This window comes from Empedobacter sp. R750 (assembly GCF_030324345.1).
Lineage (GTDB): Bacteria > Bacteroidota > Bacteroidia > Flavobacteriales > Weeksellaceae > Empedobacter > Empedobacter falsenii_C.
Genome location: NZ_JACAGF010000001.1, coordinates 262,857 through 288,110, shown reverse-complemented (window position 1 = coordinate 288,110; position 25,254 = coordinate 262,857). Strand labels below are relative to the sequence as shown.

Here is a 25,254-nt window from a genome sequence, read left to right as displayed (position 1 = left end):
AATTTATACTAAAGTTTAATAGTTAGTGTGTCATTCGGGAATTTTAAGAGATTTAGTATTGTATTTCTTTTCACGAAACTAAGATAAGAAACTGCATAAAATTTCGTTATTCATTTTTTAAAGACATAACAATGTTGAATCAAAAAAATTAGCGATAGTTACGGCGTGAAATAAAATTTTTCTGAATTATAAAATATAAATAAGTTAATTATTTAAATTTAAGATTATATTATATAGTATATTAAATACATTATTGGTTAAATTCTATAATCAGTTGGTTTAATGCTCTGAACTCAGCGGCTATACCTCCTGGAGAAAATGTAGTAACATCGCAGGGAGCATCATTCCATTTGAGTTTCAATCCGTCCATACCACTACTCATTCCGTTTGCCCAAATATGTGTACACCCCTCATTATTGCCAAGGTTATTGGGCTCATCCTGAATATTCGCATTACTTGCAAAGTTTTGCTGTACGGTTGTTGCGTTGCTCCAGTTGTGTTTAGAGTTTTCTCCAGTAATCCAATAAAATTCGATTGGGATCCCCGGAGCAGGCTGATTGGCTGGAGAATAAGACATATTGATAGCTTTGTTGTTTCCTATCCAGATGTTGTTTCTTAGATTACCATGACCACTATTAGAGCCGTTGATAATATTATTTCTTACAAAAGTTTCTTCGGCATCAGAAGTAATGGTTAACAAATACCCGTTTAAAGTTTTTCCTACATTATAGGCGGTTCCCCAATTGGCACCTCCTGTTCCTGGACTGCTACCACTGGTACCATTATTACCGCTTGTATAGACACAGTAGTAATGGCCGTTTCCTGCCGTCCACTGTGTACATCCTCTCTTTGTAAATGTTAGACCATCAACAACAACTGAGCTGGCGGCACTCGAAGCAATTCCATTCGGAGTATATCCTAGAATAGAAGGAATTACTCCATCTGATACTACATACGTTCTGGATCCTAATCCTGTTGGTTGCCATTTGTTGTCAGCCCAAAAGTAATATCCGGGTGCTACATCTGTTGCAGGGTTTGTGCTAGTAGTCTTTGTGTTGTATACCAACATCCCTTCTGTTGCAGGATTTACAAGTGGAGCCCAAACATTGGTAGCTGTTAGCTCTACCTGTGGGGCAAGAAATCCTTTGTCGGAAGACACTACATCCAACACGGCAGAGGTATGGGGAGATTCGATGCCTATGCCGACCTGCCCGAATGCTATGTTTGATACACAAACAAAAGCAAATATAGATTTGTATATTGATTTTTTCATAAATTTTTAATATTTAATAATTTAGTAAGCATCCTGAAATTCTACGATTACATCCTTGGCATTTGTTGCGGTTACACCATCTCTGTCAGCCCATTTTCTGGTTCCAGTTGACATTATATATGCAGCGCCATTTGCACTAACAATGCTTGGCATTCCAGTGTCAAAGTTTTGTTGTACCGTTGCTCCTCCAGCAACCTCCCAATTTACAGCCCATTGTTCCCCGGTAATCCATTTGTAGCGATATCTGTTGAAAGGGGTATCGTTGTTGTTTCCATCCAACGGAATGTAGCGGCTCTGGAATTTGTTGTAGCCCAGCCAAATATTAGTAGCTAAACTTTTAGCTGTAATGATGTTGGTCGTAATCCAGTTTCTTTCCGTATCGGATGTGATGGTAACCAAATAACCGCCTCTGTTTTGTGCAAAGTTATATGCTTGTGCCCATGTCCTATCACTGGAAGCTGTATAAGCACAGTAAGTATGGTCATTACCCCCAGCGCTTACAGACCATTTTACACAACCTTTTTTATTCCAGGTTGCACCACCATAACTAATGGTTCCAGTGGAGTTATCCGCAGTGATACCAGTATTGTTAGGTGTATATCCCAAAAGTTCTACATCTATTTTTTGTTGGAAGAGATAAGAGTTTGCAATTTTTCCCATGGGATTCCACTGGTTATTGTACCAGTAATAATGCCCTGGTGTTACATTGGTATTGGGATTAGGATTGGTTGTTGTACTGGTATTGTATACTAATAACCCGTCTTTTGGTGAAGTAATGGTTGCTACATCGGTAGCTGATAATGCTACATTGGGCAAAGACGCACCTTTATTGGCAGCATCCAGTTGCAACATTGCAGATGCAACTATTGCCGGAGGGGTTGCTGTATTGGTCATCTGAACCTGTGCAGATGTGCCTATGCCAAAAGCTATACTGAATACTATAGCAAGATATATGTTTTTCATAAGTTGCAATTTTAATTTTGATATTCTACAATAAGATATGATACCGGTTTGGTGTCGATAGTGGTATTGTTGCAATTGGTATCGTACCATAATCTGGTGCTGCTTTTTGATGTAGCTGATATATGAGCACAACCTTCCGTACCACCATTGTTATCAGGTTGGTTTACATCAAAGTTAAATTCAAAACTGGAATTTTTATAATACGGAGCTGTTGTTATTCCTGCACGTTCCCAGGCAACCATAGATACCTCTACTGTAATCCATGTAAATTTCTGAGGATTTCCGGGATAGGTTATTTTGTTGAAGCCCAACCATACGTTATTTTGGTTTTGTGAAGGTAAAGAAGTAGAAAGAAGGTTGTTTTTTACAAAATCCCATTCCTCTGTGCTGGTAATTGTAGCCATGTAGCCATTCAGATTTTTGGCAATCGTGAAAGCTGTTGTCCAATTTGTACCAACAGCTGCATTTGTGGTGTTATCGGTAAGACTATATCCGCAAAATGAGTGATTGTTGCCTGTAGTAAATTTGTAGCATCCTGCTTTGGTCGCTTTTATATTGCCATAAACATATTCAGCAGGTGCTGTAGCCATGCTTCCTTCCGGCACGTACCCTAATGTTGATGTGCTGATATCTGTTATTGCATAGTTTTGGATTGTATTAGAGCTTTTCTGCCAAGGAATCCAACTCAAACCACTCCAGTAATAATATCCTTTGCCTATTGTTGCATTGGTATTATACACTAAAAGCCCTGGTTTCAAATCGGCTGTGATAGTAGTAGTAGTAGTAGTAGTAGTAATAGGAGTTCTGGAGGTAAGGGAAGTTAAAGCTACTCTGGGACCCAAAAATCCTTTGGTTTCGGCATGTACATCCAAAATGGATGAAGGATGGGGGAAATCATTTGGGATTGTAGTATCTGTCGATATAATCCCAACTGCTTTTCCTGTTTGTCCATATGAACAAACTGCTATCAGTAAAAGAGCTGATGTTAATATATTTTTTATCATGTTCAAAAATTTTAGGTTATTATTTAGATAACCTGTTGTGTATTATTAGCAAAGCATTAAATAAGTGTTAAAAACTAAACACTTTAAATTTTTGTTGTGTAATTAATTTGTCCTTGTCAAGAGAAACGACGAAGCAATCCGTTGTACTTAATTAGGGCTTGCTTCCTTTCGCTCGCAAGGACGGGCGGTGGGCGGATTCTGCCCGCAATTAAAAATTTGACATTTTTATAAACAGATGGGGAATCAGTGGTTTCTTGCTGATGGTAAGCAAAGAAGAGCTGTTTTATAGTTTCGGAAGGTGATACAGATAGTTTAATGTTGTGATTGGAAGAGGGCGAAAAGGCAGAAGCGTAATTGGTATTAAAATGTATAAACTGCTGTGGGTTGCCGTCCTTTATGTATATTTTGTATTTTTTTTGTTGGTTTTCTTCCTTATGTACTTTATTGTTTTGTGCTTTTTCTTTTTTCGGTTTGGGTGTATTTTTGGCGTATTGTTTTACGTTTTTGGAAGTTTTTTGGATATATACAATTTTGGTACTTCCAAGCTCTTCCAACCCAGAAACGGAGGTTCCTTCTAAAATAAAGATTTTGCTTTTTTCTATAGTAGATATTGTTGTTCTTTCAATATCTATATCACTAGATACTTCTCCCACAACTGTTGTTCCACTCGCAATAAATAGTTTGGTGGGTGTTATCAGTTTCTGTGTTAGGGTAGCATCTTGCGATACATATAAAATAGCGTCACCAGTAGTATAAATCTGCGCATAAGAGAATAGAGAAAAAAGAGAACACAAAAACACCAAAAGGGTATTACAACCCTTTCGGATAAATGTTTTTATGTAGAAACTCTTTTTCATCGGTTTTGGTTGGTTGAAATAGTCTGCTTTAGACTATTATTTTATCTTATTGTATTGTAATACAATATTATTTAAGATGTAAGTAATTGAAATTGGTTTTATTTAAAAGAAAAATGCAAAAACATTAAATCAAATTATTTTAATTTAAAACACTATTGCATAAATGTTTGGAGTTATCAAGAAAAGAATTATCTTTGCTTCGAAAGTAGTCTAAAGCAGACTACTTTTATTATCTTAAATTCGTTGAGAAATAACACGATTAAAACTCAACGAAATGACATTTGAATTCTTTTTGCCTGAAAAAGGTATTGTAAAAAACATCCACTTAAACCTTACCGACCAACAACAAAACAGAACCTATACTTTTCGTACACAATTAAGAATTTCTGAAAAAGATTGGGACAAAAACAAACAACGTCCTTCGAATATCTATCTGAAAAAGTATAAAAAACTAAATAGTACACTCGATATCCTAAAAATAGAATTAGCTGAAAGTATTCGATTCAAACGCGAAGAAAACAAACAATTACCTCAAAGATCTATATCTAAAAAAATAAAAGATATTTGTTCTAAACAAAAGAAAAAACTTCCTGAAAATTCATTACTCTTTTATATGAAGTGGTATATTGAAACAAAAAAGGAACTCATCTGCAATTCCACATATAAACGATATAAAGTATTTTATCACCTGATGGAACGTTTCGAGGGTTTTGTCTGTAAAAAACTTTATGTAGAAGAAATCAATTCGGATTTCATTCGGGAATTTATGATTTTCGGGAAAGAGGAAGAATACAGTGAGAATACGATCTATAGAACCATTCATTTTGTAAAGACAATCTTGAATTTTGCAGAGCGAAAAAGCATAAGAACTTGTGTAAGAGAGCTGGAACTTCGACGAGAAAAACAAAGAAAAGAAATCATTACGCTTACCACCTATACAATGAAAAAATAAAACAAATTGGGCAATATGCAGGTATTAATGAAAAAATAAAAGCAAGAAAACGTATTGGTTTCAGAACCAGAAATGTTGAAGTTCAAAAATATGAGGTAATAACCAGTCATATCGGAAGACGTAGCTTTGCTACCAATTTCTATGGAAAAATCCCTACTCCCTTATTAATGGAAGCTACCGGACACAGTACGGAACAGATGTTTTTACGGTACATTAATCCTACTAATAATGAGAGAATTCTTGCTTTGGGAGATTATTTTGATAGAGTGTATGAGGAAAGAATGGCGGTATGAGGAATCAGAATTTAAGAATGAAATAGAAAAAGAGTGGAAAAATTATTTTTTTTACTGGCAGATTTACTGGATTAAAAATACCTTCACCAATCACAATTATAAAAACCAGCGACAATCAAGCGACATTCTTTTTACATTTTATTAGATAAAACGGATAGTTTTCTTGTACCTCGATAATTTCATATAAACCGTATTTTCCAAATTCTTCTTCTATGATTTCTTTGTCGTAAAAGAAAATTTTAACTCCTCCAAACATTTCAAATCTGTCTTTACTAATGTAAGTTCCTTGTCCATACGTTTGAGCTTCCTTTGTTATTGAAGAAGCAAATATAAATTTCTTCATTTCAATTAGTTAAACTTATATCAGGTTTCTTTTTATTTCAAAGTCTTTATTTTTCTTCTAAAATTTTCAGTAGCTGTTGGTTCAAATATAATTTTTCTTTTCCCACTTTTACTGATTTCAAAAATCCGTTTTCTTCCAATATTATCAAATAATTTCCTACAGTCTTTAAACTTCCAATGTTTTCATCAATCAAGTGTTGACGTTTTGTGTAAGGCAAACGGAATAAAATTTCAATTAAGTCTTTGGAATAAATTTTTGGTAATTTCGTTTTGATTTCGTTTGCTGTTTTTTCCATTGCTGTTGTAATTTTATTTAGTCGCTCTAAACCTTTTAATGAAGTTTCTTCAATCATATCCAACATATACAAAATGAAATTTTCCCACTCATTATTTTCAGTTACCTTTCGCAAACGGTTGTAGTATTCTGCCTTGTTTTTTATAATGTACTCGCTCAAATAAATTGCAGGTGTATCCAACAAGCCCGAAAGCTTGAGATACAACAACAGTAAAATTCTTCCCGTTCTTCCGTTGCCATCTGAAAATGGATGAATGGCTTCAAATTGATAGTGCATTAATGCCATTTTGATAAGTGGATCTATACTGTCGTTTTCGTTGATGAACTTTTCCAGACTAGCTAACTTCTCACGAATAATAGCTTCGCCACTTGGTGGTGTATAAATCACTTCACCTTTTGTGTTACTCAAGGTAGTGCCTGGCGTATTGCGAATAGAAGCCGAATTTTGTTTAATACACTGAACTATACTTACGCAAAGATTTGTTGTAATGAATGGCTTTTTTTTGAGTTGTTCTAAACCTAACCAAAGTGCCTCTTTATAACTCAAAACTTCTTTAGTAGCAGAATTATCATTTTTTTTGTCAGCAACCAAGGATTTGTAAAGTTCATCGGTTGTCGTAATAATATTTTCTACCTCCGAACTTGCCTTTGCCTCTTGCAAATAAATAGTGTCTAAAAACAAAGTAGGATTTGGTAAGTTCAACAAAGTTCCTTTCAGTTGAGCCAATGCTCTACCTGCTGAAATAGTTTTGCGAAGTATTTCTTTTGTTTCTATGTCTACCTTTGGTGGAAGCAAAGGCAAGTCGTTATACGGTATTTTTCGGTCAAATTTTCTCATATTGTTCAAGTGTAAGTTTTACTCTCGTCTTTAATACGAGGGTAAAAATACAAAAAAATCGCTCTCGTTAGTGTAATGCAGGTAAAAATTACTCTCGTTCAATTTGTACAGTTGGTAGAATGTGTAGCGCCATAATCAAAAATTTCTGTCAGCTTACAATGTCTAATAGTTATTGATTAGAAAGAATGATTCTGACTTTATCTTATTACTATAGCATAACGCTCTGTTACAATGATCACCAACAAGTTGCAAACAGAAATATTTTCCAACAAATTAACTAAATTAAAAATACCTTCAACGAGCAGGATTGTAAAAAATAACAGTAATTAAATGGTATTCTTTTTACATTTTATTATATAAAACGGATAATTTCCAGTTATACCTGTCACATCAACAACCCTAAATTTCCGCTTGTAGAGAACAACAGTTATTTACTACCCAAGTTTACAGCAAAGGGTTATCTATCTTTCTGATAAATACGGCTGCCTTTTAGAGGTTTTTCGCAATCTAAAAGATTATGATTTGCACCTTCTCTACACCATTCCTACTTTCGGTACGAAACGCATTTTGCACCTGCAACGGATAACAACAATGTCTGTTTTAATTCCTTATTCACTAATAAATTCAGAAGTGGTCAAATGTTCCCCAAAATGATGAACAATTTCATTCAAAACATAATCTTGTTGTTTTCTATTAAAAGCCGAAGTCGCATCTGAAATTATAAAAGTGTTATAACCTTTGTCGTGAGCATCACGCAAAGTACTTTCCACGCAAACGTGCGTAGCATAACCGACTAAATAAAGGTTTTCGATTTTATTGTTACGCAAATAAGCATCTAAATTGGAGCCTGTAAATCCACTTGCTCCTATTCTTCCAGTAACAATAAATTCGCCTTCTATCGGTTTTACGGTTTCATAAAACTGCGAACCAAATTCGTTTACCGGAAAAGTCCCTGCATTTGGAATAGCTTTTCTCAAACCACTTTTACCGTTGGCTAATTCAGGATAACCTTTTTCAAAACGTAAACCAACGTGAACAACTTCTATTCCGTTTTTTTGAGCGTATTCCAACGCCTTTTCAATATTGTCAATGGAAGTCTGCATCATTTCCCTGTCCTTTACCAAAGCTTTATTGAGTTTTCCATCTTTATGCATCCATTCGTTTTGTGTTTCAATAAGGATTAAAGCTGATTTTCCTCGTTTTTGTGCATTTGTTTTACTTGCCATTGTCATAACTGTTAGAATTAATAAAAAGAAATTTTTCATTTTAAAATTGAATTTAATTATCAATAATTGTAAATAATTTACAATTGCAAAAAAAAGACTTAAAGTTTATATTTGCAACAATTAATGTAAATAAATTACAAAATGAGCAAAAGCGGAACAAAAAAAGATGTATCATTTGACTTCGATTTCTTAGACAAATTGGTCGTAGGAATTGGAGAAGTCGCCCAAATTACAGGCATTCCAACAAGACAAATAAGATATTGGGAAGACAAAGAAATTATCACAAGTCTAACCGAAGAAGAAGGAAAAAACAGGCGATACGACTATAAGAACATCAAAAAAATGTTACTTATCAAAGAACTTTTGGACGAAGGTTATACCTTGGATGCTTCTTCTGAAAAAGTGCAAAAACGCATGGAACTGATTGAAGAAACCCTAACAAAACTAAAAAATGACAGCATTTAATTTTATACCTTTACTGCTCAACTATACAATACCCAATGCCATATGTCAATCACAAGAGAAGAAGAATTAACAGGGATGAAAAAGGCGAGTGAAGCAGTTGCTTTGACGCTAAAAGAAATGCAACATTTTGTACAACCCGGAATGACCACAAAAGAATTGGATGAATATGGTGCGAAAATACTTTCCAGTTTCGGAGCTAAATCTGCACCTCATCTTACTTACGGTTTTCCTGGTTGGACCTGCATCAGTGTTGACAACGAATTTTGCCACGGTATTCCATCGGACAAACGGATATTACAAGAAGGCGATTTGATCAATATCGATGTTTCAGCCGAACTGGATGGTTTTTGGGCGGACAATGGAGCTTCGTTTGTTATCGGTAATGACATACATCAACATCAGCAATTGGTGAACGCATCAAAAGAAATTTTGCAAAAAGCTATTAACAATATTAAAGGTGGAATTAAGATTGCCGATATAGGGCACATAATGGAAACCGAAGCGAAAAAGAGAGGGTTTAAGGTTATTAAAAATCTGGGCGGACACGGTATTGGCAGAAGTCTGCACGAAGAGCCTGATGAATTAATGAACTATAGAAACCGATTTGACCAAAGACGATTTAAGAAAAACTCGGTTGTAGCGATTGAAACCTTTATTTCCACAGCTTCTACCTATGCAGCGGAATTAAATGACGGCTGGACAATGGTCGGAAACAAAGGCGGTTTTATGGCACAACACGAACATACCATTGTTGTGACAGACGGAAAACCGATGATACTAACTGAGATGAATGGAATTTGGAACTAACAACTATACCTGAATTCATAAATCAGCTTCGAATGAATAATTAAAATTGTAAAACCATTTAAAACAAGTATAAAATGAAGAAAATAGCTTTATTATCATTGGGTTTATTTACCTTGGTTGCCTGCAACAACAATCAGAAAAACGGTTCATCCGAAAATATAGATGAGCAAAAAACAACCCAGCAACCCATTGGAGGCGAAAAAGATGACCACAGCTGTCTTGTTGGCGCAGGTGAAACGTGGAGTGAACTAAAACAAAACTGCATACAGGTCTTTAACGTAGGACAGCGGTTAAATCCCACAGAACCAAAAGAAGGAGAAGCTGTAATGAGTGCATTTGTTTTACTTAATGAGGACAGCTCAAAAGTTGAATTGTTTTTGCCTGGTAATGAAAAGCAGACGGTTGTTTTAGATAAATCGGAAGGAGATGTTTTTCAGAACGATGTGTATAAATTCGATGCGAAAGAAACAGCACTATACATCAACGGAGAAAAGCAATATCATGCTCAAAACTAAATAATTTAGAGCATTTTTAAGTTGTATTCGTACTGTTTTTATTTCGGGAAAAGATATACTGGAAAAGAAAATCAATACTATAATAGGGTGGAAATCGGATAATCGTGAACATATCCATTTTTTTATTTCTATTTTTGCCATTGAATTTTAATAAATCAACGTAATGAACGAACTAATCGAAAAAATCAGTGCTTCATTTGAAGCATTAAAAGCCGATGCAGAATTGCAAGCTGAAAAAGGCAACAAAGCAGCCGGAACAAGAGCCCGTAAAGCATCACTTGAACTGGAGAAACTATTAAAAGAGTTCAGAAAAGCATCTTTGGAAGCTTCAAAAAGCTAAAAATAAAACCCTCTGAACTTTAGAGGGTTTTATTACTATTTTCTACTCGAATATCTCAATACCAAATAGCCTAAAATCCCTGCTATAAGCGAGGTTACTAATACCGATAATTTAGCTTCCTCTATAAAAATAGGATTATCGAAAGAGAGCATTGATATAAAAATAGACATCGTAAACCCTATACCCGCTACCAAGCCCAAACCTATCATGTGAATAAGGGTACTGTTGGCTGGCAACTGCCCAATGCCAAATTTGGAACATAAAAAAGAGGTGATCACAATCACTATAGGTTTTCCAAAAATTAATCCCAAAGAAATACCCAATCCCAAAGGAGAGGTCAGTCCTTCGATCATTTCGTGCTGAATAGTGATATTGGTATTTGCAAATGCAAAGATGGGAATAATCAGAAAATTAACAGGTTTTACAAGAGCGTGTTCCAATCTTTCCAATGGCGACTCCACAGCCGTATCGTTGGTAGGCAAAGTCATAGCTACCAATACTCCTGCAATTGTAGCATGAATACCCGAATGATGCACAAAATACCATATAAAAACACCTGGAATTAAGTATAAATAAGGATTTTTCACCCTTAGCCTATTCATCAATACAAGCACTATCATTCCCACTCCAGCATACATCAAATAATCATACTCAATTCCAGATGAGTAAAAAACGGCGATTACTAAAATGGCTATCAAATCATCTACAATTGCTAAGGCAGCTAAAAAGATCTTTAAACTAGCGGGTATTCGTTTATCTAAAAGAGAAATGACGGCTAAATAAAGCAAAAGCAATATCAGTAGCCATCGGTATTCCCCATCCTCCAGAGGTTTCGCTGCCCGAATTAAAAAACATATAAATCAGTGCTGGTACCACCGCACCACCTATAGCGGCTATTATCGGTAGCATTGCTTTTTTGGGAGAAGATAGTTCGCCTTCTACCATTTCCCGTTTTATTTCTAGCCCTACCAAAAGAAAAAACACAGCCATCAAGCCATCATTGATCCACATACTGATGGAATAACGAAGATGTATGCCATAGCTTTCAAAACCCAATTTGGTATCCAGTAAGTTTTGCAGCGGTATAGCCCAAGACGTATTGGCTACTATCAATGAAATGATGACACATACAAAAAGGAGAAAACCACCAAAATTACTCGATTTTACAAAGTTTTTGAAAACGTTTAAATTGATTATATTGGACATATATCTGACTTACTAATAAACAGCGCAATATACCAATATTAACCAGAAGAATGGAACTTTCGAAGGCAGAACATTCGGGACAGAAAAAGATAGTAGAAACAGCTATTTGACATTAAAAAATAAAAAAACGAAGGAAATTTCATTGCAATCGATGATTTGTAACAAAAAAAATATACATTTGTACGTATCAAAAAAGGAAATGGTGTTCTTCCTTGCCCAACCGCTTTAAAGAAGCTGATGACGCCTGATTAAATTAAATGTTTAACATTTTAATCAGGTTGGTTATGTCAATAAATAACAAAAAGTCATTCGGTCAAAAAATCAATTTATCAGCAAAAGTTTTTTTCAGACGTTATCCTGCTTTGCCCTATATTCTTAAATGGACATTGATCTGTTTATGTATCGGAGTATGTGTGGGAAGTGTTTCCGCAGGTTTTTTACAATCTTTGGATCGGGTTACTGATTTTCGCGAAAGCCATTTATGGTTGATTGCATTACTGCCGGTGGGCGGTTTCTTCATTGGGCTGCTTTATCATTACTTTGGCAAAGACGTTGAAGCAGGAAACAATCTGCTTATTGACACCATTCACGAACCAAAAAAAACTATTCCGTTCCGGATGGCACCGTTTGTGTATATCGGAACCATTGCCACACATTTTTTTGGCGGTTCGGCAGGACGTGAAGGCACTGCACTGCAAATGGCAGGTGCTATTGCCGACCAGTTCAGCAAACCTTTTCGGCTGATAGAAAGTGAACGCAAAATTTTAATTATCGCTGCTATCGCTGCAGGTTTCGGTTCTGTTTTCGGAACACCATTGGCTGGAGCCATTTTTGGCTTGGAAGTTTTTTTGATCGGACGGTTAAAATACAATGCTCTTTTTCCTGCCTTTGCGGCTTCTATTATTGCCGATTTGGTAACCAAACTATGGCAGACACATCATACACATTACCATATTAGCTTTATTCCCGACATTTCTTTTTTGAATATAATTTATGCCGTCATTGCAGGGATTATTTTTGGGCTATGTGCCGCCACGTTTAGCAAAGTGATACATCACACAGGAACTGTTTTCAAATCAAAAATCGCTTATCCTCCACTAAGGCCTTTATTGGGTGGTATCATCATAGCATTGGCAGTTTGGACAATAGGCACAACAAAATACATTGGTTTGGGCATCCCTACCATAGTTGCTTCTTTCGACCAACAATTGCCTGCTTATGATTTTGCTTTGAAAATGGCGTTTACCATTATCACCTTATCGGCAGGTTTTAAAGGCGGAGAAGTGACACCCTTGTTTTTTGTAGGAGCCGCATTGGGCAGTGCAATAAGTTTATTTATACCGTTGCCTACCGGACTTCTAGCAGGAATGGGGTTTGTTGCGGTTTTTGCAGGAGCGACCAATACACCTATTGCTTGCAGTATTATGGCAATTGAACTTTTTGGTGCCGAATGTGGCGTTTATGCCGCCATTGCCTGTATTGTTGCGTATCTGTTGTCTGGCCACAACAGCATTTACCGGACACAGATGATTGGCGAGCCTAAAAACCAAAGGTTTTCAAATTATCAGCGAAAGCGAATAAATGATCTCTAAAATGTGTGTTTTTTGAATGAACTATTTTAAAACAGGAATAACTTAAAATCAAACAATATGTCAGAACAATTAAAAGAAAACCAAACAAGCGAAGCGGTTTTAATCGTAAAACCATCAGATCTGGCAAGCGCATTGCCATTAACAGAACAGGATGCATTTCCCGAAGTATTTGCTACCTCAAGAATGATTGCCTTAATGGAATTGGCAGCCGCAAGGATGATGCAATCTCTTTTACAAGAAGGAGAATTGTCTGTTGGCGTTGGGGTAAATATTCTGCATACAGCTGCTACAACGGTAGATGAAGAAGTGAGAGCTTTGGCTACATTTGTAAAACAAGAAGGCAAGTTGTACCACTTCAATGTTGAAGTATTCGACAAAGGTGGTTCTGTTGGCAAAGGCGAACACACAAGAGCGATCGTAAGTGCAGAACGGCTAATAGGAAGTGCTAAAAAGAGATTAAACAAAGAACTTTAAATACAAAAGACGATGAAATTATTTGATGCCCATTTTCACATCATCAATCCTAAATTTCCGTTGGTAGAAAACAACGGTTATTTACCTCCCAAGTTTACCGCAGCGGATTATCTCACCACAACAAGCAGTTATGATATTGCAGGCGGAGCCATTGTATCGGGTTCGTTTCAGGCTTTTGACCAGGAATATTTGATAGATGCCCTGCAAACTTTAGGCAATAACTTTTTTGGTGTTGCCAATATTCCTGCAACAATCAAGGATGAAGAATTAGAACGGCTGAGCAATGCCAATATAGTTGCCGTGCGTTTCAATGTAAAACGGGGCGGTTCTGAAAAAATAGAACACATAGAAAAACTTTCCAACTACCTTTTCGAAAAATACGGATGGCATACCGAACTTTATATTGACAGCGTAGATTTAAGCAGACTGAAATCTGTTCTGCAAAATATTCCACAATTTTCTATCGACCATTTGGGATTATCAAAGGATGGACTTAAAGATTTATATTATTGGGTAGAAAAAGGCGTAAAGGTAAAAGCAACAGGTTTCGGACGAATTGATTTTGATCCCATCGAAGCAATGAAAACCATTTATCACATCAACCCAAAGGCATTAATGTTCGGTACGGACTTGCCTTCCACACGTGCCAAAATTCCGTTTTCAGACAAAGATGTACAACGGGTAAAGGAAAATTTTTCGGCAGATGAACTTGAAAATATCTTTTATAACAATGCTTTTGAATGGTATAGTAGGGTCGAAATCGGATAATCGTGAACATATCCATTTTTTTATTTCTATTTTTGCCATTGAATTTTAATAAATCAACGTAATGAACGAACTAATCGAAAAAATCAGTGCTTCATTTGAAGCATTAAAAGCCGATGCAGAATTGCAAGCTGAAAAAGGCAACAAAGCAGCCGGAACAAGAGCCCGTAAAGCATCACTTGAACTGGAGAAACTATTAAAAGAGTTCAGAAAAGCATCTTTAGAAGCTTCAAAAAGCTAAAAAAAAACCCTCTTATCTATTTTTGAGGGGATTTTTTGTTATCGGAATTTTCTGTTTGCAATAATAAAGTATAGGCTCCAATCATAAAAAATCCGAAAAGTTCACCATCGATAAGCTTGCATAAAAGTTTATCTTTGTGATATTTTACAGACCGCCAAATGGGAAAGACAGAGCAGGACATAACGAGAAGCGAAGAAATTACCCAAACCTACTTTCGGTTTCTGGACAAACATATTGCGGATGTGGTTTCGGGTACTGTAAGTGATTTTATGGAAATCAACCAAATTGCGGAAGAACTTTTCCTCTCCCACAAACACCTGAGCGACACCGTTCAGAAAGAAACAGGTAATCATCCCTGTCATTTTTACGACCACAAAATTATTGATGAAGCAAAAAAAATGCTTTCCAAAACAGATAAATCCATTGCTGAAATAGCAAAAATACTCACCTACGACCCCTCCAATTTCTCCAAATTTTTCAAAAAGTTTGTTGGTCAAACACCAGGTCAATATCGCAAAGAAAATAAAAATTCCGAAAAGTTCACCACGAAATAAGCAGATCATCTCGCCATCTTTGTAGTATTAAATTGTAAATCAGTTAAAATCAAATAAAATGGCAAGAAACGATGTAAACGGAAAAGTAGTCTTAATTGCAGGTGGTGCAAAAAACTTAGGCGGATTATTAAGCCGCGATTTCGCAGCAAAAGGAGCAAAAGTAGCGATCCACTACAATAGCGATAGTACAAAAGCAGATGCTGAAAAAACATTGGCAGACATTGCCAATGCCGGTGGAGAAGCATTTTTGTTTCAGGCAGATCTGACCGATGTAAAGAACATCACCAAACTTTTTGATGCAGCCATCGAAAAATTCGGAGGAGTAGATATCGCCATCAATACTGTTGGGATGGTGCTGAAAAAACCATTTGCAGATACCACTGAGGAAGAGTATGACAAAATGAGTGATATTAACTCAAAAGTAGCCTATTTCTTTATTCAGGAAGCTGGTAAAAAACTAAATGATAACGGTAAAATCAATACCATTGTTACCTCATTATTGGCAGCATTCACCGGATATTATTCAACCTACGCAGGAGCAAAAGCACCGGTAGAACATTTTACCAGAGCCGCTTCTAAAGAATTTGGACACCGAGGAATTTCGGTAACAGCAGTAGCTCCGGGACCGATGGATACCCCGTTTTTCTACGGACAGGAAAGTGATGATGCCGTGGCTTATCACAAATCGGCATCTGATCTGGGTGGCTTGACAGACATCAAAGATATTGCTCCGTTGGTAGAATTTTTGGTAACTGACGGTTGGTGGGTTACCGGACAGACTATTTTTGCAAATGGTGGTTATACAACCCGATAGTTTATAAAGGGAAATGGTTGTTTACCCATTTCCCTTTTTCTTTTTTAACAACAAAATATTTCTAAAAAATGAGCAGCCAAAATAATGTAATCAGAAAATCAGCACAGCATACCTATCCAAAGAAAAGAGTACTTTGTCTGGTATCTAATGCCGCACCACTTCACGGAATGGAAGTCGGTTTTTTTGCCGAAGAAATGACACGCCCATTTTTCGATTTCATCCACGCAGGATACGATGTTGATGTGGCTTCTCCCCAAGGCGGAAAAGTTGTGTTTGACGGACACAGCAACCCCGAAAATCCCGAAGGAGCTTATCCCAACGATTTGATCAGCATCGGTTTTGTACACCATAAAGAATTTGGGAGGTGGATGCAAAATACCATCGCAATCAGTGATGTCAATGTAAACGATTACGATGCTGTTTGTGTAGCCGGTGGCGGAGCTCCATTGATTACCTTCAAAGATGACACAAAACTGCATCAGCTTATTGCAGACTTTTATGAAGCGGGTAAAGTAACTTGTTTAATCTGCCACGGCACGTCCTTATTGCTATGGACACGATTGAACAACGGAGAACTTTTGGCCGACGGAAAAACCTGGACGGGATTTGCAGACAGCGAAGAAGATATGATTAACGAAATGTTCGGGATGACAGTAAACGATTATACTATCGAAACCGAAGCACGAAAAAATCCAAACACCAATTTTGAAGTTGCCGGAGCATTAGAACCTTTTGCTGTAAGAGATGGGTTATTGATTACCGCACAACAGCAACACAGCAGTTTCCTTGCCTCTCAACTGGTAATTGAGGCTCTTTCAGAATAGATTGTTTTTCCTGGTAAGAACAATAAGGGAAAAGTGGAAAGGGTTACTTCTTCCCACTTTTTTTTGTAATTAAAAACACAAATTTTAATCCTTTTATTACATATTATCTGTAGGTATCATATTTTACAGCATATAGTATTTTTGATATATAACAATTTTTCATTATTTCAGAATCCACCGCAATACTCCCATCATGTGTGTTGTTCTTAATTCTTAACTAAAATTTCTGTGAATATTTTACACTATTTTCGTATAACTTATATAATTACTCTTAATAAAAATTACATTGGGATCTGATAGTTTTCCTATAACATACAAGTTGTTTTAGGTTCTTTTATATGAATTGTGACTTTTGGAAATGCCTGTGTCTACTTACAAAGGCAGAATGATAGAATAAAAATGGGATTTAGTTTCACCTTTTTCTTCCTGAAAATATTTCAAATTGTTCGTTCAAAATATTTTCTTTTTCCATCAAGGGATTATTGTTTAAAACAGCATAAGGTTCTTTAGGTATAAATAATTCAGAATTATCCGTTTCTCTTTCTTTTACATAATCCCGGTTTTTAGCGATTTTCAGGGATTCTTCTTTCTCTAATCTGTATTGAGCGATTAATTCTTTTCTTAGCTCTGACAGGTTTTCTATCTGTAAGTCCAGCTCTTTGATCTTGGCTTCGGTGATTTCAGTTTGCTTTTCTATTTCTATGACATTTACCCCTTTTGCTGCCAGTTCCGACCTCGTGATTTTTCCCTTTTTATAATCCTCATACTTTCTCAACACAAAAGCACTATCTGCAAGAAATTTATTCTTTTCGCTCTCAATCCGCTTTTTCATTAGCTCAATCTCAATATTGGCTCTGGTTTCGGGATTGGTGATAATGGCAGTTTTCAGTTCCTGCGTATTAATGTCCGAAACGTCGATTACATCTGCGCCTTTCTTCATAGCTTCCAAATATCTCGCCTGTTTAGCTTGCAGTTTCTGAAGCATAAAAACATCAATGTTGTCATTGGTCAGCATAAAGTTTGCTCTGATATTTTCGTGCTTGTTTCCCTGCCTCCAAAATCTTCCTTCTACTTGTCTTAATGATGTGAAATTATACGGCAAAGTCAGTAAATATAAATCTGAGGTATTTTCCTGAAGATTCATTCCTTCCTGAATGGCTTCGCTGCCTATGACAATTTTTATTTTTCCCGAATTGAAATTATCCTGGATTTTCAGACGGTTTGCTTTGCTTGTTGCTCCGGTAATGATTCCAATTTCCTCGGGTTTGTAGCCCAATTCCTGTATAAGGTATTCTTTGAGCTTTGGAAATTCTTCTACTGCCAGCTCAGAATAAATGAGCTGTCCCGATTCTGGAATATCTTTTTTGTTCTGCCGGATTAAATTCATTGTCTCATTTAATTTCGGAGAATTTTCAACAAACTCTTTTACCGTAGGGATTTCACCATCATAATAAGGTGACAGGTATGGAGATATGGCAATTTTTCTTGCATTTAAAATGTGGGTTAGAATTGCTCCTTTTTGACCACCGTCAAAATTTTTCGCCAATATATCGTATTGCTCTTCGGTAAGGTCATTCTGCTCAATTTTATATTCCTTATTGAGTTTGTTTGGACGAATCAGTTCCTGATTGTCTTCTTCGCCTTTAACATCAATAAATTCCGATAACAACTGCTGAAAAAGAGAATTGTTTTTAAACCTGCGGACATTGGTTTTGAATTTCACATCGCCTTTGGCGTCAATTTCCATATCATTATCCGCTTCCATAAAGGTTTCAAAGAACGTATTGACATTGAAATAGCCGGAGTCTTCAAGACGGTTATTGGCAATCAGTGAAAGAATGGAATAATACTCCAAAGGTTTGTTGGTAAAAGGAGTTGCAGAAAGAAGAGAAACATTTCTTCCGTCATTCTGCTCCTGAATGTATTGTGCCGCCATCCATGTATTGATTCCGAGCTTGGAAGTCTGCTGGTTCTGGCTCCGGAAATCGGAAGCGAAACGACGGTCTTCGATTCTTACTTTTCCAATGATGTGATTGGCATTGTGAGCTTCATCAAAAGTCATATGGTCGAATCCGAAATCTTCCCAGTCATAGATTTTTCCACGTTTCATCTTTCCCTGCACCTCTTTATCTTTTTCCAGTTCTTTCTGAAAATCCCTTTCGGAATTTGTTATCCCTTTGAGCTCGCTTGCAGAGATATAATTAAATCTGGAAGCCAGTCTTTCCGTAATTTCCTTTGAGAATCCGATATTATTGAAACCCTCATAAGTAACGAGCGTAATTTCACCGTCCTTATTATCGAATTTTGACAAATCGTAATCTCTGCCGAGATTTCCTAAAACGTTTACTTTCGCATCCGGAATGGTTTCAAAAATCGTATCCACCCATTGTTTGAGAATACTATTGTTCGGAACAACTATGAGTGGTCTTGCAGCATTTTCCCGTTCCATTGCTTCATGCATCGAGAGAATTCCCGAAAGGGTTTTCCCGAATCCGACCTCGTGTGCCAATAATCCAACACCTTTTGTGGTCATTCTTCCGATTCCTCCTTTCTGAACTTCTGTTAAACGCAGCTCCTTTCCTTTGAAATTTTGGTGAATTTTTGAAAACAAAGGAAATTGGGAATAATTGGGGACGTAAATACTATTGTAATTCCGGTTGAAATCTTTTACAAAACGCTTCTTTAAATCTTCCTGCAATTCTTCCCGAAGAAATTTGCCGAATAAATCGTTAGCGGCTTCTTTTCTCCTTTCCCGAATCAGGGCATTTCTCTCCTTGTCGCTTCCGGTAACGGTTTCATTATCGACAAACTGGCGGACTTCCCATGAAGATGAACCTGCAAAGGCTTCAGAAGGAAGCTCGAGGATAAAGTCCTTGAATTTATCAGCAAGACTGTAACTTTCAATGAACGCTTCTTGTTGCCTTAAAGCCGCATTATATCGCATCTTCTCAACAGTTCCCAGATGAAATTGATGCACAAACTCATGATTCGGACTGATAATGATCTCATCTAATGTTTTGGCTTTAGGAAGCACTTTTTCCAATAATGCTTTCTGTTTTTCATATTGGTCTTTAGTTCCTCCGACAGCATATTTATCAGAAAAATCAATTTCAAGCTGTTCTAATTTTTTGTAAATATTTCCTTCAGCGTAATAAAAATCGTGAATCCATTGTCCGTCAATATAATTGGCAAATTTGTAGTGTTTACCGTAATTATTCAGCGTTCCGTCATAATCGGTATCTCTGAAAGCATCAATGAGTTCCTGTGAAATATCAGGGCTGTTCTGCAAAGATGTAGGGACAATGGCATCTTCTTTTTTGAATTGGTATTTGAGAATACTTGGTTTTATATCAGGTTTATTCTGAACTTTGTACTCTTCATTTTTTGCAGAATTTCTTTCCAGTATTTTTTCTGCATTCTGAAAAAGCTTATTCAGCTGGTCAGGGGAAAGAGTGTCGACATTTGTTTTTAACTTTTCATATTTTCGGATTTCAGCACTGACTGCCGGAGATTTGAATTTAATATCATTGAGCGTTTGGAGGACTTCAATTACTTTATTCTGAGCATTGGTAAGCAACGCTTTTCTTTCCTGCCTTTTATCCAAAATAGCGGTCTGTATTTTTTTTGCTGTCCTGCCTGAAGTCGAAGCTTCTTTAGCTTCCTTATTGGTGCCGTTATCAGCAAAAAGATCTTCAAAGAGATTTCCGATTCTTTCGGTATTTTTTTGAGATTGGATTTTTTCAATTTGAATCAGGGCATCATCAAGGTTTCCGGAAACATAAGCTTCCATTCTTCCGAACTGGTTGCTTCTTTCTTTTATTTCGCCCAAAACTCTGTCCTTATTTTGGGTAAAATATCCGGAAATATCCTGAGCTTGTTTATGGGTATTTTTCTTAAGAATAATGATATCGGTACCGATTTTAGTCCCGGCAAAAACTCCCGAAGGCAGCCTGAACGCATTGGTTATCTCGGCACCGTTTAATTTTTTCTGCCTGTTCAGCCATGCAGAAGGAAGAACCATTGCCAGAGTTCCGCCGTCCTTCAGAACATCCAGACTGCGTTTTATGAAATAATCTTCATATTTGGAAATATTGGGTTCTTCTCCTAATCCTTTGTAATAGCCTCTGTGGTCACCATAAGGCGGATTGCCGATGATAAGGTCGTACTTATTTTTAAATTCTTCGGGATTGGTTTTAATTCCTGTTTCCCCGATAAATTCGGTTTCAAAGGAACGAAGGTTGATGCTTACTTCAGGATGAAAGATTTTGGCAATTTTTGCCGTAGTTTCGTTGATTTCAAAGGCGGAAATATCACTTTTTATATCAAGACCTTTTGCAGCGTAAACAAAATTTCCTGTTCCGATGCTCGGTTCCAAAACGCTGATGTGATGTTGCCCTTTAAATTCGTTTCTGATGAGATTCTGAACAGCATCGACAATTTTGGAATCGGTGTAATATTCATCGAGTATTCCACGACCTTTCTTATCTGTTCCTCCGGATTTGTACTGGTTGCAGATGTTCTTTAAATCATCCGTAATACTCAGGTTTTCCTTGAGCAGGATTTTTTGATCATCAGAAACAAAGCAGGCTGCGGAAACTACTTCCGCAACCTGTTCATTGGTAAGCTTTTGCCCTTTGTATTGTAAAATAAGAGCATCTAATTCCTGTATTCCTGTCGCCAGATCTAATATTCCTCCCAGGGAATATTCTCCTTCTTCATTTTTTCGAACATGATTTTGTTGTGGGCTAATTGCGGATCTTCCTGGTTGTCCTCCTCCCACATGGCTCCGTTCTGTGCCTGCAAGTCCATTTCCAGCATCGTCGCTGCCCACTCCTTCTCTTGAAGTGTTATTTCGGTCTTGGACGGATTGGCTTTCCTCGAAAGACTTTCCAGCGTTTTGTCGAGATGTTCCGGATTCCACTTGCTGAGTTTCGGGAACTGTTCCGGATTTAATTGCAGTGTTTTCATCTTTTGAACTATTTAATGTGCTAAAATTAGTGATTTTCTGCTCATTGCTGAGCTTGTTTCTCAAATAATGATGCAAACTGCTGTTTCCTGATTCTGAAATGCCGTAAAATGAACGGACATCCCGAATATTCCTGCCCTCAAAAAAATCCGAAATCTTTTGGGTTGTGGTATTTCCTGTGGAATTTCCGTTCAGGCACAGCATTATTTTTCCATCAAAATTTTTATACCGTTCAAAAAGAAAATCCGTATTTTCCGTAGAATTCAGTGTGATTAAGGTTCTGCTGTTCTTCCTGTTCTCCATTTCCAAAAGCCGGAGAAAAGACAGGGTGTCCAACGCATTTTCAAAAACGACCATTTCGTTTTTGCTTCCTTTGATCTCAGAAATACCGGATTTGCCGATTGAATTATGATTCTGCGGATACAGAATTTCAAATCCTCCGGAATGAGTGGGTATGGCGATGCCGAGATATTTTTTCCCTGAATATTCGTAATAAACCTGGGAGGTATTCTGATGAATGAGATTTTTTGAAATCCCTTTTTCTTCAAAATATTCTGTGAGCTTATATCTGTTGGGGCTTATCTGACTGATGATTCTTGCAGAGGATTGATTCTCCGCAACTGCTGTGGCTTCTTGTTTCGGAAAATTCATACGGTTACTTCTTTTTCCTGCTTTCAATAAAGCGGTTGAATCTGAATAGTTCTTCGGCTTCCGAATCCCAGTTTTTTCGTGGAATCAGCTGCATGGATACGAAAATATCTTTCTCTTTATCGTAAGAATCTATTCTTTCAATTCTTCCATGATAATTTTCATCAACTTCTTTGTAAAAGGAATAAGGCAGAATAGTGTCAGTCGGATAAATGTAATATCGGGTATAATTCCAAGGTGAATTGATTTCAAAACGCTTGTAGTTCTTTTTAAAAAGGACGGTATCGCTTAATTTCCGGCGGTTCCTGTAATTGAGAATCGGGTCTTTCGTGAAGACTGCTCCGGAAGTTTTGCTATAAACAGAAATCGGTTTTTGCTTTTTTTGTATTTCTGATAAAACTGCTGAAGCATTATCATTTTCCAAAGCATAAAAAACTGAATCTTTGATGAAATAGGTGGTCATTGTCATTTCCGGAAACTCCAAATCGGGAACCAATTCAATGATCGAATCATTTTGATAATTGATTTTGGAAACGTGGAAAGTCTGCATTTTGTTTAAACCTTTGGAAGCATCAAAATACACATTGGATATAAGGTCGATTCCGCCTTTTTCTGCCTTGATTTCTTTGTGGCAGGAAATCAAGAAAAAAAACAAAACAAAAAATGGGAGTATTAAATTTTTATTCATTTTAGATGGATTTAAAAAAGCGGTAAATCAACAAGACCTACCGCTTTCAGATATGGGTCAGGTAGTATTTTAGCGTTTAATGCTTTGTTCTTTCACATTGTTTTTTTCGTGCTTGTTGTCTTGTTCCAATCCCTCCAATGGTTTGTTGGTATTGATTCGATTCATATCAGAATCATAGAGTTTCAAATTTCTGTTTTGAGGATTCAAAACCGCTTTTCCTTCAACAACTTGGTCATCCATTTCAAATTTTACCTTGACGATATTTCCTTTTTCCAAAGATTTAATGGTGTCTGCTTTGAATTCCGGCTTATCAAAAACCAAATTGGATTTTTCTACAATGTCGGCAGCATCTACACCATATTTTTTGTAGAAAATCTGAAAATTGTAGTTGCCCCATTGGTTCTTTTCCTCTCCAAAGTTCAGCTTTACAAAAGCTGGCTCTCTTTCTTTCGATTTGGGATTATCGAACTCAATTTTTACAGAACGTCCCTCTAAAAGATTGATCGCTTCTTTTGCTGTATACGAGTTTTCCTTACTTACTCTGAAATTCTGGGAAACGGATTCTCCCTTTTCGTTGGTCAGGTTTGCATCGTAAGAGTTCAGAAAAACGCCACCTTTTTCAGTTTTGTTGAATTTCAAGGTAAAATCAACCTTGTTTCCGGGCAATGTTTTGTCGGATGTGGTTTTAATTTCAAATTGCTGTTTCTTGGAATTGACGCCTTTTTCTAAATCTTTGTGGAGTTGTTCTCCGCCTCCGAAACCTAAATATCTGAATTGCGCTTTCAAATATTCTAACTGGTCGAATTCTTTTTCCATAATTTCTGGGGTTTTATTGTTATATAAATTTTGAATGTTTATTTCTGATATTTCTTTGGAAAAATTTCTCTTTAACTCATCAACTAATTCCGAGAAATAATGTGCCTCAAATTGACTCTCCATCTCTGGCAGATTTGAAACATTAATATTAGAGGCTTCAAGAGTTCTTGATAAAGAATTTAGCTTACTTGAGTATTCAGGCTCGGTAACGTTATTGTATTCAAATAAACTTTTTTGATAATCACTTTCCCCTCTGTCATAACTGTCATCCCTAAAATCTGCCTGTTGTGGATAATAAGGTGGAAAAGTTTGTATATAACTGAGAACTGTATTCTTTAATCCTTCATCCATTTTTGCAATTTCTATTGCAGCTGGAAGGATGTTTTTTGTAACGTTTTCATTGAAATTATACCCAGGAATTTCATTTTTATCATAATGAGTTTGTAATTTCGTTGATAGTTCTTGTATCTGATCTTTAGAGAACTCATGAGAAATATCAGGTCGAATAGCCGATAAATTTCTACCATTAAGAATTTCTTTTAAACTAGAAACGAATTCGTTTTTCAAACCTTCGTCAGTTGTATGAAAAATTGGAGGCATTGAATGTTCTCCATATGGTCTTATAGAAATTGATTTATTGTAACCTTCCGGAATAAAATGTCTCTCCAAATTCTTTACAAGACTTTCAGGCGAATCAATCTCTGTAATTGATCCTGCAATACCAGGAGTAGAAGCATCAAGCATCAGTGTTTTTTTACTATTATTCAAAATATTTACTATTTCTGAAGCTTTATTTTGGATGTCCAATTTGGTTTTACCAATTTCAATAAATGGAGTTATTTCTATTCCTAGCCTTTTAGCTTCAATTTCATAATTCCGGAAATGATAGGCTTGTTTTTCATCTATCTGTGTTTTGGTCATTCCGGAGCTTAAATCTGTTTTTTGAGTAAGTTCTTTGGCATATAAATCGGCTAATAATTTGTGCTTATCAATCAGCTTATTAATATTTAATTGCAAATCATTTTGACGATCCTGAACAACATAAGTTTTAGAATTAGAAAAATCTATTTTTTCTATAAATTTTACAGTTTCAGCAAAATTTGGAAAATGATGCCGTTTGTCATTTTCAAGAACAACAAATCGACTAGGATTCATATTCGCTTTATTTCCATTTTTATGATCATAGATTTGAAGAAACTTTTCTTCTTTTTCTGTAAATTTTCTTTCCCCATCCATCATCCACCGTTCTGTAGGTGTACGTTCCATTTCTTTAATATAGTTTTTATATGCTTGTGTCTTAGGAATAATGATTCTGTCTAACCAGGATAGTTCGTTTTCCATCTTATTAGGATTATCTTATTTGAATTAAGAAATATCTCGCAAATTTGACCATTAGAAGCCATAAAACATATACTATCAATAGGTTGAATACTAAAAACTACTAATTAAGACTAAAAACTACTCTAAAAGGAAATATCGATCTGAAAACAAAAACA

Annotated in this window: 23 protein-coding genes, 1 pseudogene and 1 riboswitch; of the genes and pseudogenes, 13 read left to right on the top strand and 11 right to left on the bottom strand. The window is 36.3% G+C overall.

What is annotated here, in order from left to right; all coding sequences use genetic code 11:
• Nucleotides 1-250: 250 nt before the first annotated feature.
• From HXZ74_RS01480 to HXZ74_RS01465, 4 genes are all read right to left on the bottom strand, one after another.
• Nucleotides 251-1,273, bottom strand: coding sequence for a C-type lectin domain-containing protein (locus tag HXZ74_RS01480; protein WP_286473515.1), 1,023 nt, complete (start codon nt 1,271-1,273; stop codon nt 251-253).
• A gap of 21 nt (nt 1,274-1,294) precedes the next feature.
• Entirely contained in the window at nt 1,295-2,236 is a 942-nt protein-coding gene (locus HXZ74_RS01475; RefSeq protein WP_219034814.1) for a C-type lectin domain-containing protein, read from the bottom strand.
• A gap of 11 nt (nt 2,237-2,247) precedes the next feature.
• Complete coding sequence (locus HXZ74_RS01470) at nt 2,248-3,240, bottom strand: C-type lectin domain-containing protein (protein ID WP_286473512.1); 993 nt, start codon at nt 3,238-3,240, stop codon at nt 2,248-2,250.
• A 116-nt stretch (nt 3,241-3,356) separates the two neighbouring features.
• Nucleotides 3,357-4,097 carry a hypothetical protein gene (locus tag HXZ74_RS01465; RefSeq protein ID WP_286473510.1) on the bottom strand — a complete coding sequence of 247 codons (741 nt, stop codon included), beginning with the start codon at nt 4,095-4,097 and terminating at the stop codon, nt 3,357-3,359.
• Nucleotides 4,098-4,371: 274 nt separating this feature from the next.
• Between HXZ74_RS01465 and HXZ74_RS01460 the strand changes: the two genes are divergently transcribed.
• The gene (locus HXZ74_RS01460; protein ID WP_257468189.1) at nt 4,372-5,049 is read left to right on the top strand and encodes a phage integrase SAM-like domain-containing protein; all 678 of its coding nucleotides are present in this window, start codon (nt 4,372-4,374) and stop codon (nt 5,047-5,049) included.
• Nucleotides 4,968-5,342, top strand: a complete 375-nt coding sequence (locus HXZ74_RS01455; RefSeq protein ID WP_286473681.1) for a site-specific integrase — start codon at nt 4,968-4,970, stop codon at nt 5,340-5,342. The genes HXZ74_RS01460 and HXZ74_RS01455 overlap by 82 nt, the downstream gene beginning before the upstream one ends.
• Before the next feature lie 115 nt (nt 5,343-5,457).
• On the opposite strand, the gene HXZ74_RS01450 is transcribed toward HXZ74_RS01455, so the two are convergent.
• The 3 genes from HXZ74_RS01450 to HXZ74_RS01440 all read right to left on the bottom strand — a co-directional run bounded on the left by HXZ74_RS01450 (nt 5,458) and on the right by HXZ74_RS01440 (nt 8,082).
• Entirely contained in the window at nt 5,458-5,685 is a 228-nt protein-coding gene (locus tag HXZ74_RS01450) for a hypothetical protein (protein ID WP_219034817.1), read from the bottom strand.
• A 46-nt stretch (nt 5,686-5,731) separates the two neighbouring features.
• Nucleotides 5,732-6,817: a Fic family protein gene (locus HXZ74_RS01445; protein WP_219034818.1), complete on the bottom strand. Its 1,086-nt coding sequence runs from the start codon at nt 6,815-6,817 to the stop codon at nt 5,732-5,734.
• 608 nt (nt 6,818-7,425) lie between these two features.
• A complete protein-coding gene (locus HXZ74_RS01440; RefSeq protein ID WP_219034819.1) occupies nt 7,426-8,082 on the bottom strand; it encodes a cysteine hydrolase family protein in 657 nt (218 codons plus the stop codon).
• Between the two features lie 102 nt (nt 8,083-8,184).
• Here HXZ74_RS01440 and HXZ74_RS01435 point away from each other — a divergent pair, with 102 nt between their 5' ends.
• From HXZ74_RS01435 to HXZ74_RS01420, 4 genes are all read left to right on the top strand, one after another.
• Nucleotides 8,185-8,508: a MerR family transcriptional regulator gene (locus HXZ74_RS01435; protein WP_219034820.1), complete on the top strand. Its 324-nt coding sequence runs from the start codon at nt 8,185-8,187 to the stop codon at nt 8,506-8,508.
• 42 nt (nt 8,509-8,550) lie between these two features.
• Nucleotides 8,551-9,315 (top strand): type I methionyl aminopeptidase, encoded by a 765-nt coding sequence (gene map / locus HXZ74_RS01430; protein WP_219034821.1) that lies wholly within the window; start codon nt 8,551-8,553, stop codon nt 9,313-9,315.
• A gap of 74 nt (nt 9,316-9,389) precedes the next feature.
• Nucleotides 9,390-9,830, top strand: a complete 441-nt coding sequence (locus tag HXZ74_RS01425) for a hypothetical protein (RefSeq protein WP_219034822.1) — start codon at nt 9,390-9,392, stop codon at nt 9,828-9,830.
• A gap of 163 nt (nt 9,831-9,993) precedes the next feature.
• Complete coding sequence (locus HXZ74_RS01420; RefSeq protein ID WP_219034823.1) at nt 9,994-10,170, top strand: BF3379 family histone-like protein; 177 nt, start codon at nt 9,994-9,996, stop codon at nt 10,168-10,170.
• Between the two features lie 35 nt (nt 10,171-10,205).
• Here the strand turns inward: HXZ74_RS01420 and nhaA are convergent.
• Nucleotides 10,206-11,376: pseudogene (gene nhaA / locus HXZ74_RS01415) on the bottom strand (Na+/H+ antiporter NhaA).
• A gap of 186 nt (nt 11,377-11,562) precedes the next feature.
• A riboswitch (Fluoride riboswitch) is annotated at nt 11,563-11,630 on the top strand.
• A gap of 30 nt (nt 11,631-11,660) precedes the next feature.
• Between nhaA and HXZ74_RS01410 the strand changes: the two are divergent.
• The 7 genes from HXZ74_RS01410 to HXZ74_RS01380 all read left to right on the top strand — a co-directional run bounded on the left by HXZ74_RS01410 (nt 11,661) and on the right by HXZ74_RS01380 (nt 16,640).
• A complete protein-coding gene (locus tag HXZ74_RS01410; protein ID WP_219034824.1) occupies nt 11,661-12,968 on the top strand; it encodes a voltage-gated chloride channel family protein in 1,308 nt (435 codons plus the stop codon).
• 57 nt (nt 12,969-13,025) lie between these two features.
• Nucleotides 13,026-13,442, top strand: a complete 417-nt coding sequence (locus HXZ74_RS01405; RefSeq protein WP_219034825.1) for a thioesterase family protein — start codon at nt 13,026-13,028, stop codon at nt 13,440-13,442.
• Between the two features lie 12 nt (nt 13,443-13,454).
• On the top strand, nt 13,455-14,210 hold the full coding sequence (locus HXZ74_RS01400) for an amidohydrolase family protein (RefSeq protein WP_219034826.1): 756 nt from the start codon (nt 13,455-13,457) through the stop codon (nt 14,208-14,210).
• A 61-nt stretch (nt 14,211-14,271) separates the two neighbouring features.
• A complete protein-coding gene (locus HXZ74_RS01395; protein WP_219034823.1) occupies nt 14,272-14,448 on the top strand; it encodes a BF3379 family histone-like protein in 177 nt (58 codons plus the stop codon).
• Nucleotides 14,449-14,606: 158 nt separating this feature from the next.
• Nucleotides 14,607-15,002 (top strand): helix-turn-helix domain-containing protein, encoded by a 396-nt coding sequence (locus HXZ74_RS01390; protein WP_219034828.1) that lies wholly within the window; start codon nt 14,607-14,609, stop codon nt 15,000-15,002.
• A 58-nt stretch (nt 15,003-15,060) separates the two neighbouring features.
• The gene (locus HXZ74_RS01385; protein WP_286473508.1) at nt 15,061-15,816 is read left to right on the top strand and encodes an SDR family oxidoreductase; all 756 of its coding nucleotides are present in this window, start codon (nt 15,061-15,063) and stop codon (nt 15,814-15,816) included.
• Nucleotides 15,817-15,884: 68 nt separating this feature from the next.
• Complete coding sequence (locus HXZ74_RS01380; protein WP_219035389.1) at nt 15,885-16,640, top strand: type 1 glutamine amidotransferase domain-containing protein; 756 nt, start codon at nt 15,885-15,887, stop codon at nt 16,638-16,640.
• Nucleotides 16,641-17,052: 412 nt separating this feature from the next.
• On the opposite strand, the gene HXZ74_RS01375 is transcribed toward HXZ74_RS01380, so the two are convergent.
• From HXZ74_RS01375 to HXZ74_RS01365, 3 genes are all read right to left on the bottom strand, one after another.
• Nucleotides 17,053-22,257 carry an Eco57I restriction-modification methylase domain-containing protein gene (locus tag HXZ74_RS01375; protein ID WP_435653705.1) on the bottom strand — a complete coding sequence of 1,735 codons (5,205 nt, stop codon included), beginning with the start codon at nt 22,255-22,257 and terminating at the stop codon, nt 17,053-17,055.
• Between the two features lie 4 nt (nt 22,258-22,261).
• Nucleotides 22,262-22,942: a hypothetical protein gene (locus HXZ74_RS01370; RefSeq protein ID WP_219035390.1), complete on the bottom strand. Its 681-nt coding sequence runs from the start codon at nt 22,940-22,942 to the stop codon at nt 22,262-22,264.
• A gap of 69 nt (nt 22,943-23,011) precedes the next feature.
• Nucleotides 23,012-25,099 (bottom strand): hypothetical protein, encoded by a 2,088-nt coding sequence (locus tag HXZ74_RS01365; protein ID WP_286473506.1) that lies wholly within the window; start codon nt 25,097-25,099, stop codon nt 23,012-23,014.
• Nucleotides 25,100-25,254: the final 155 nt, after the last annotated feature.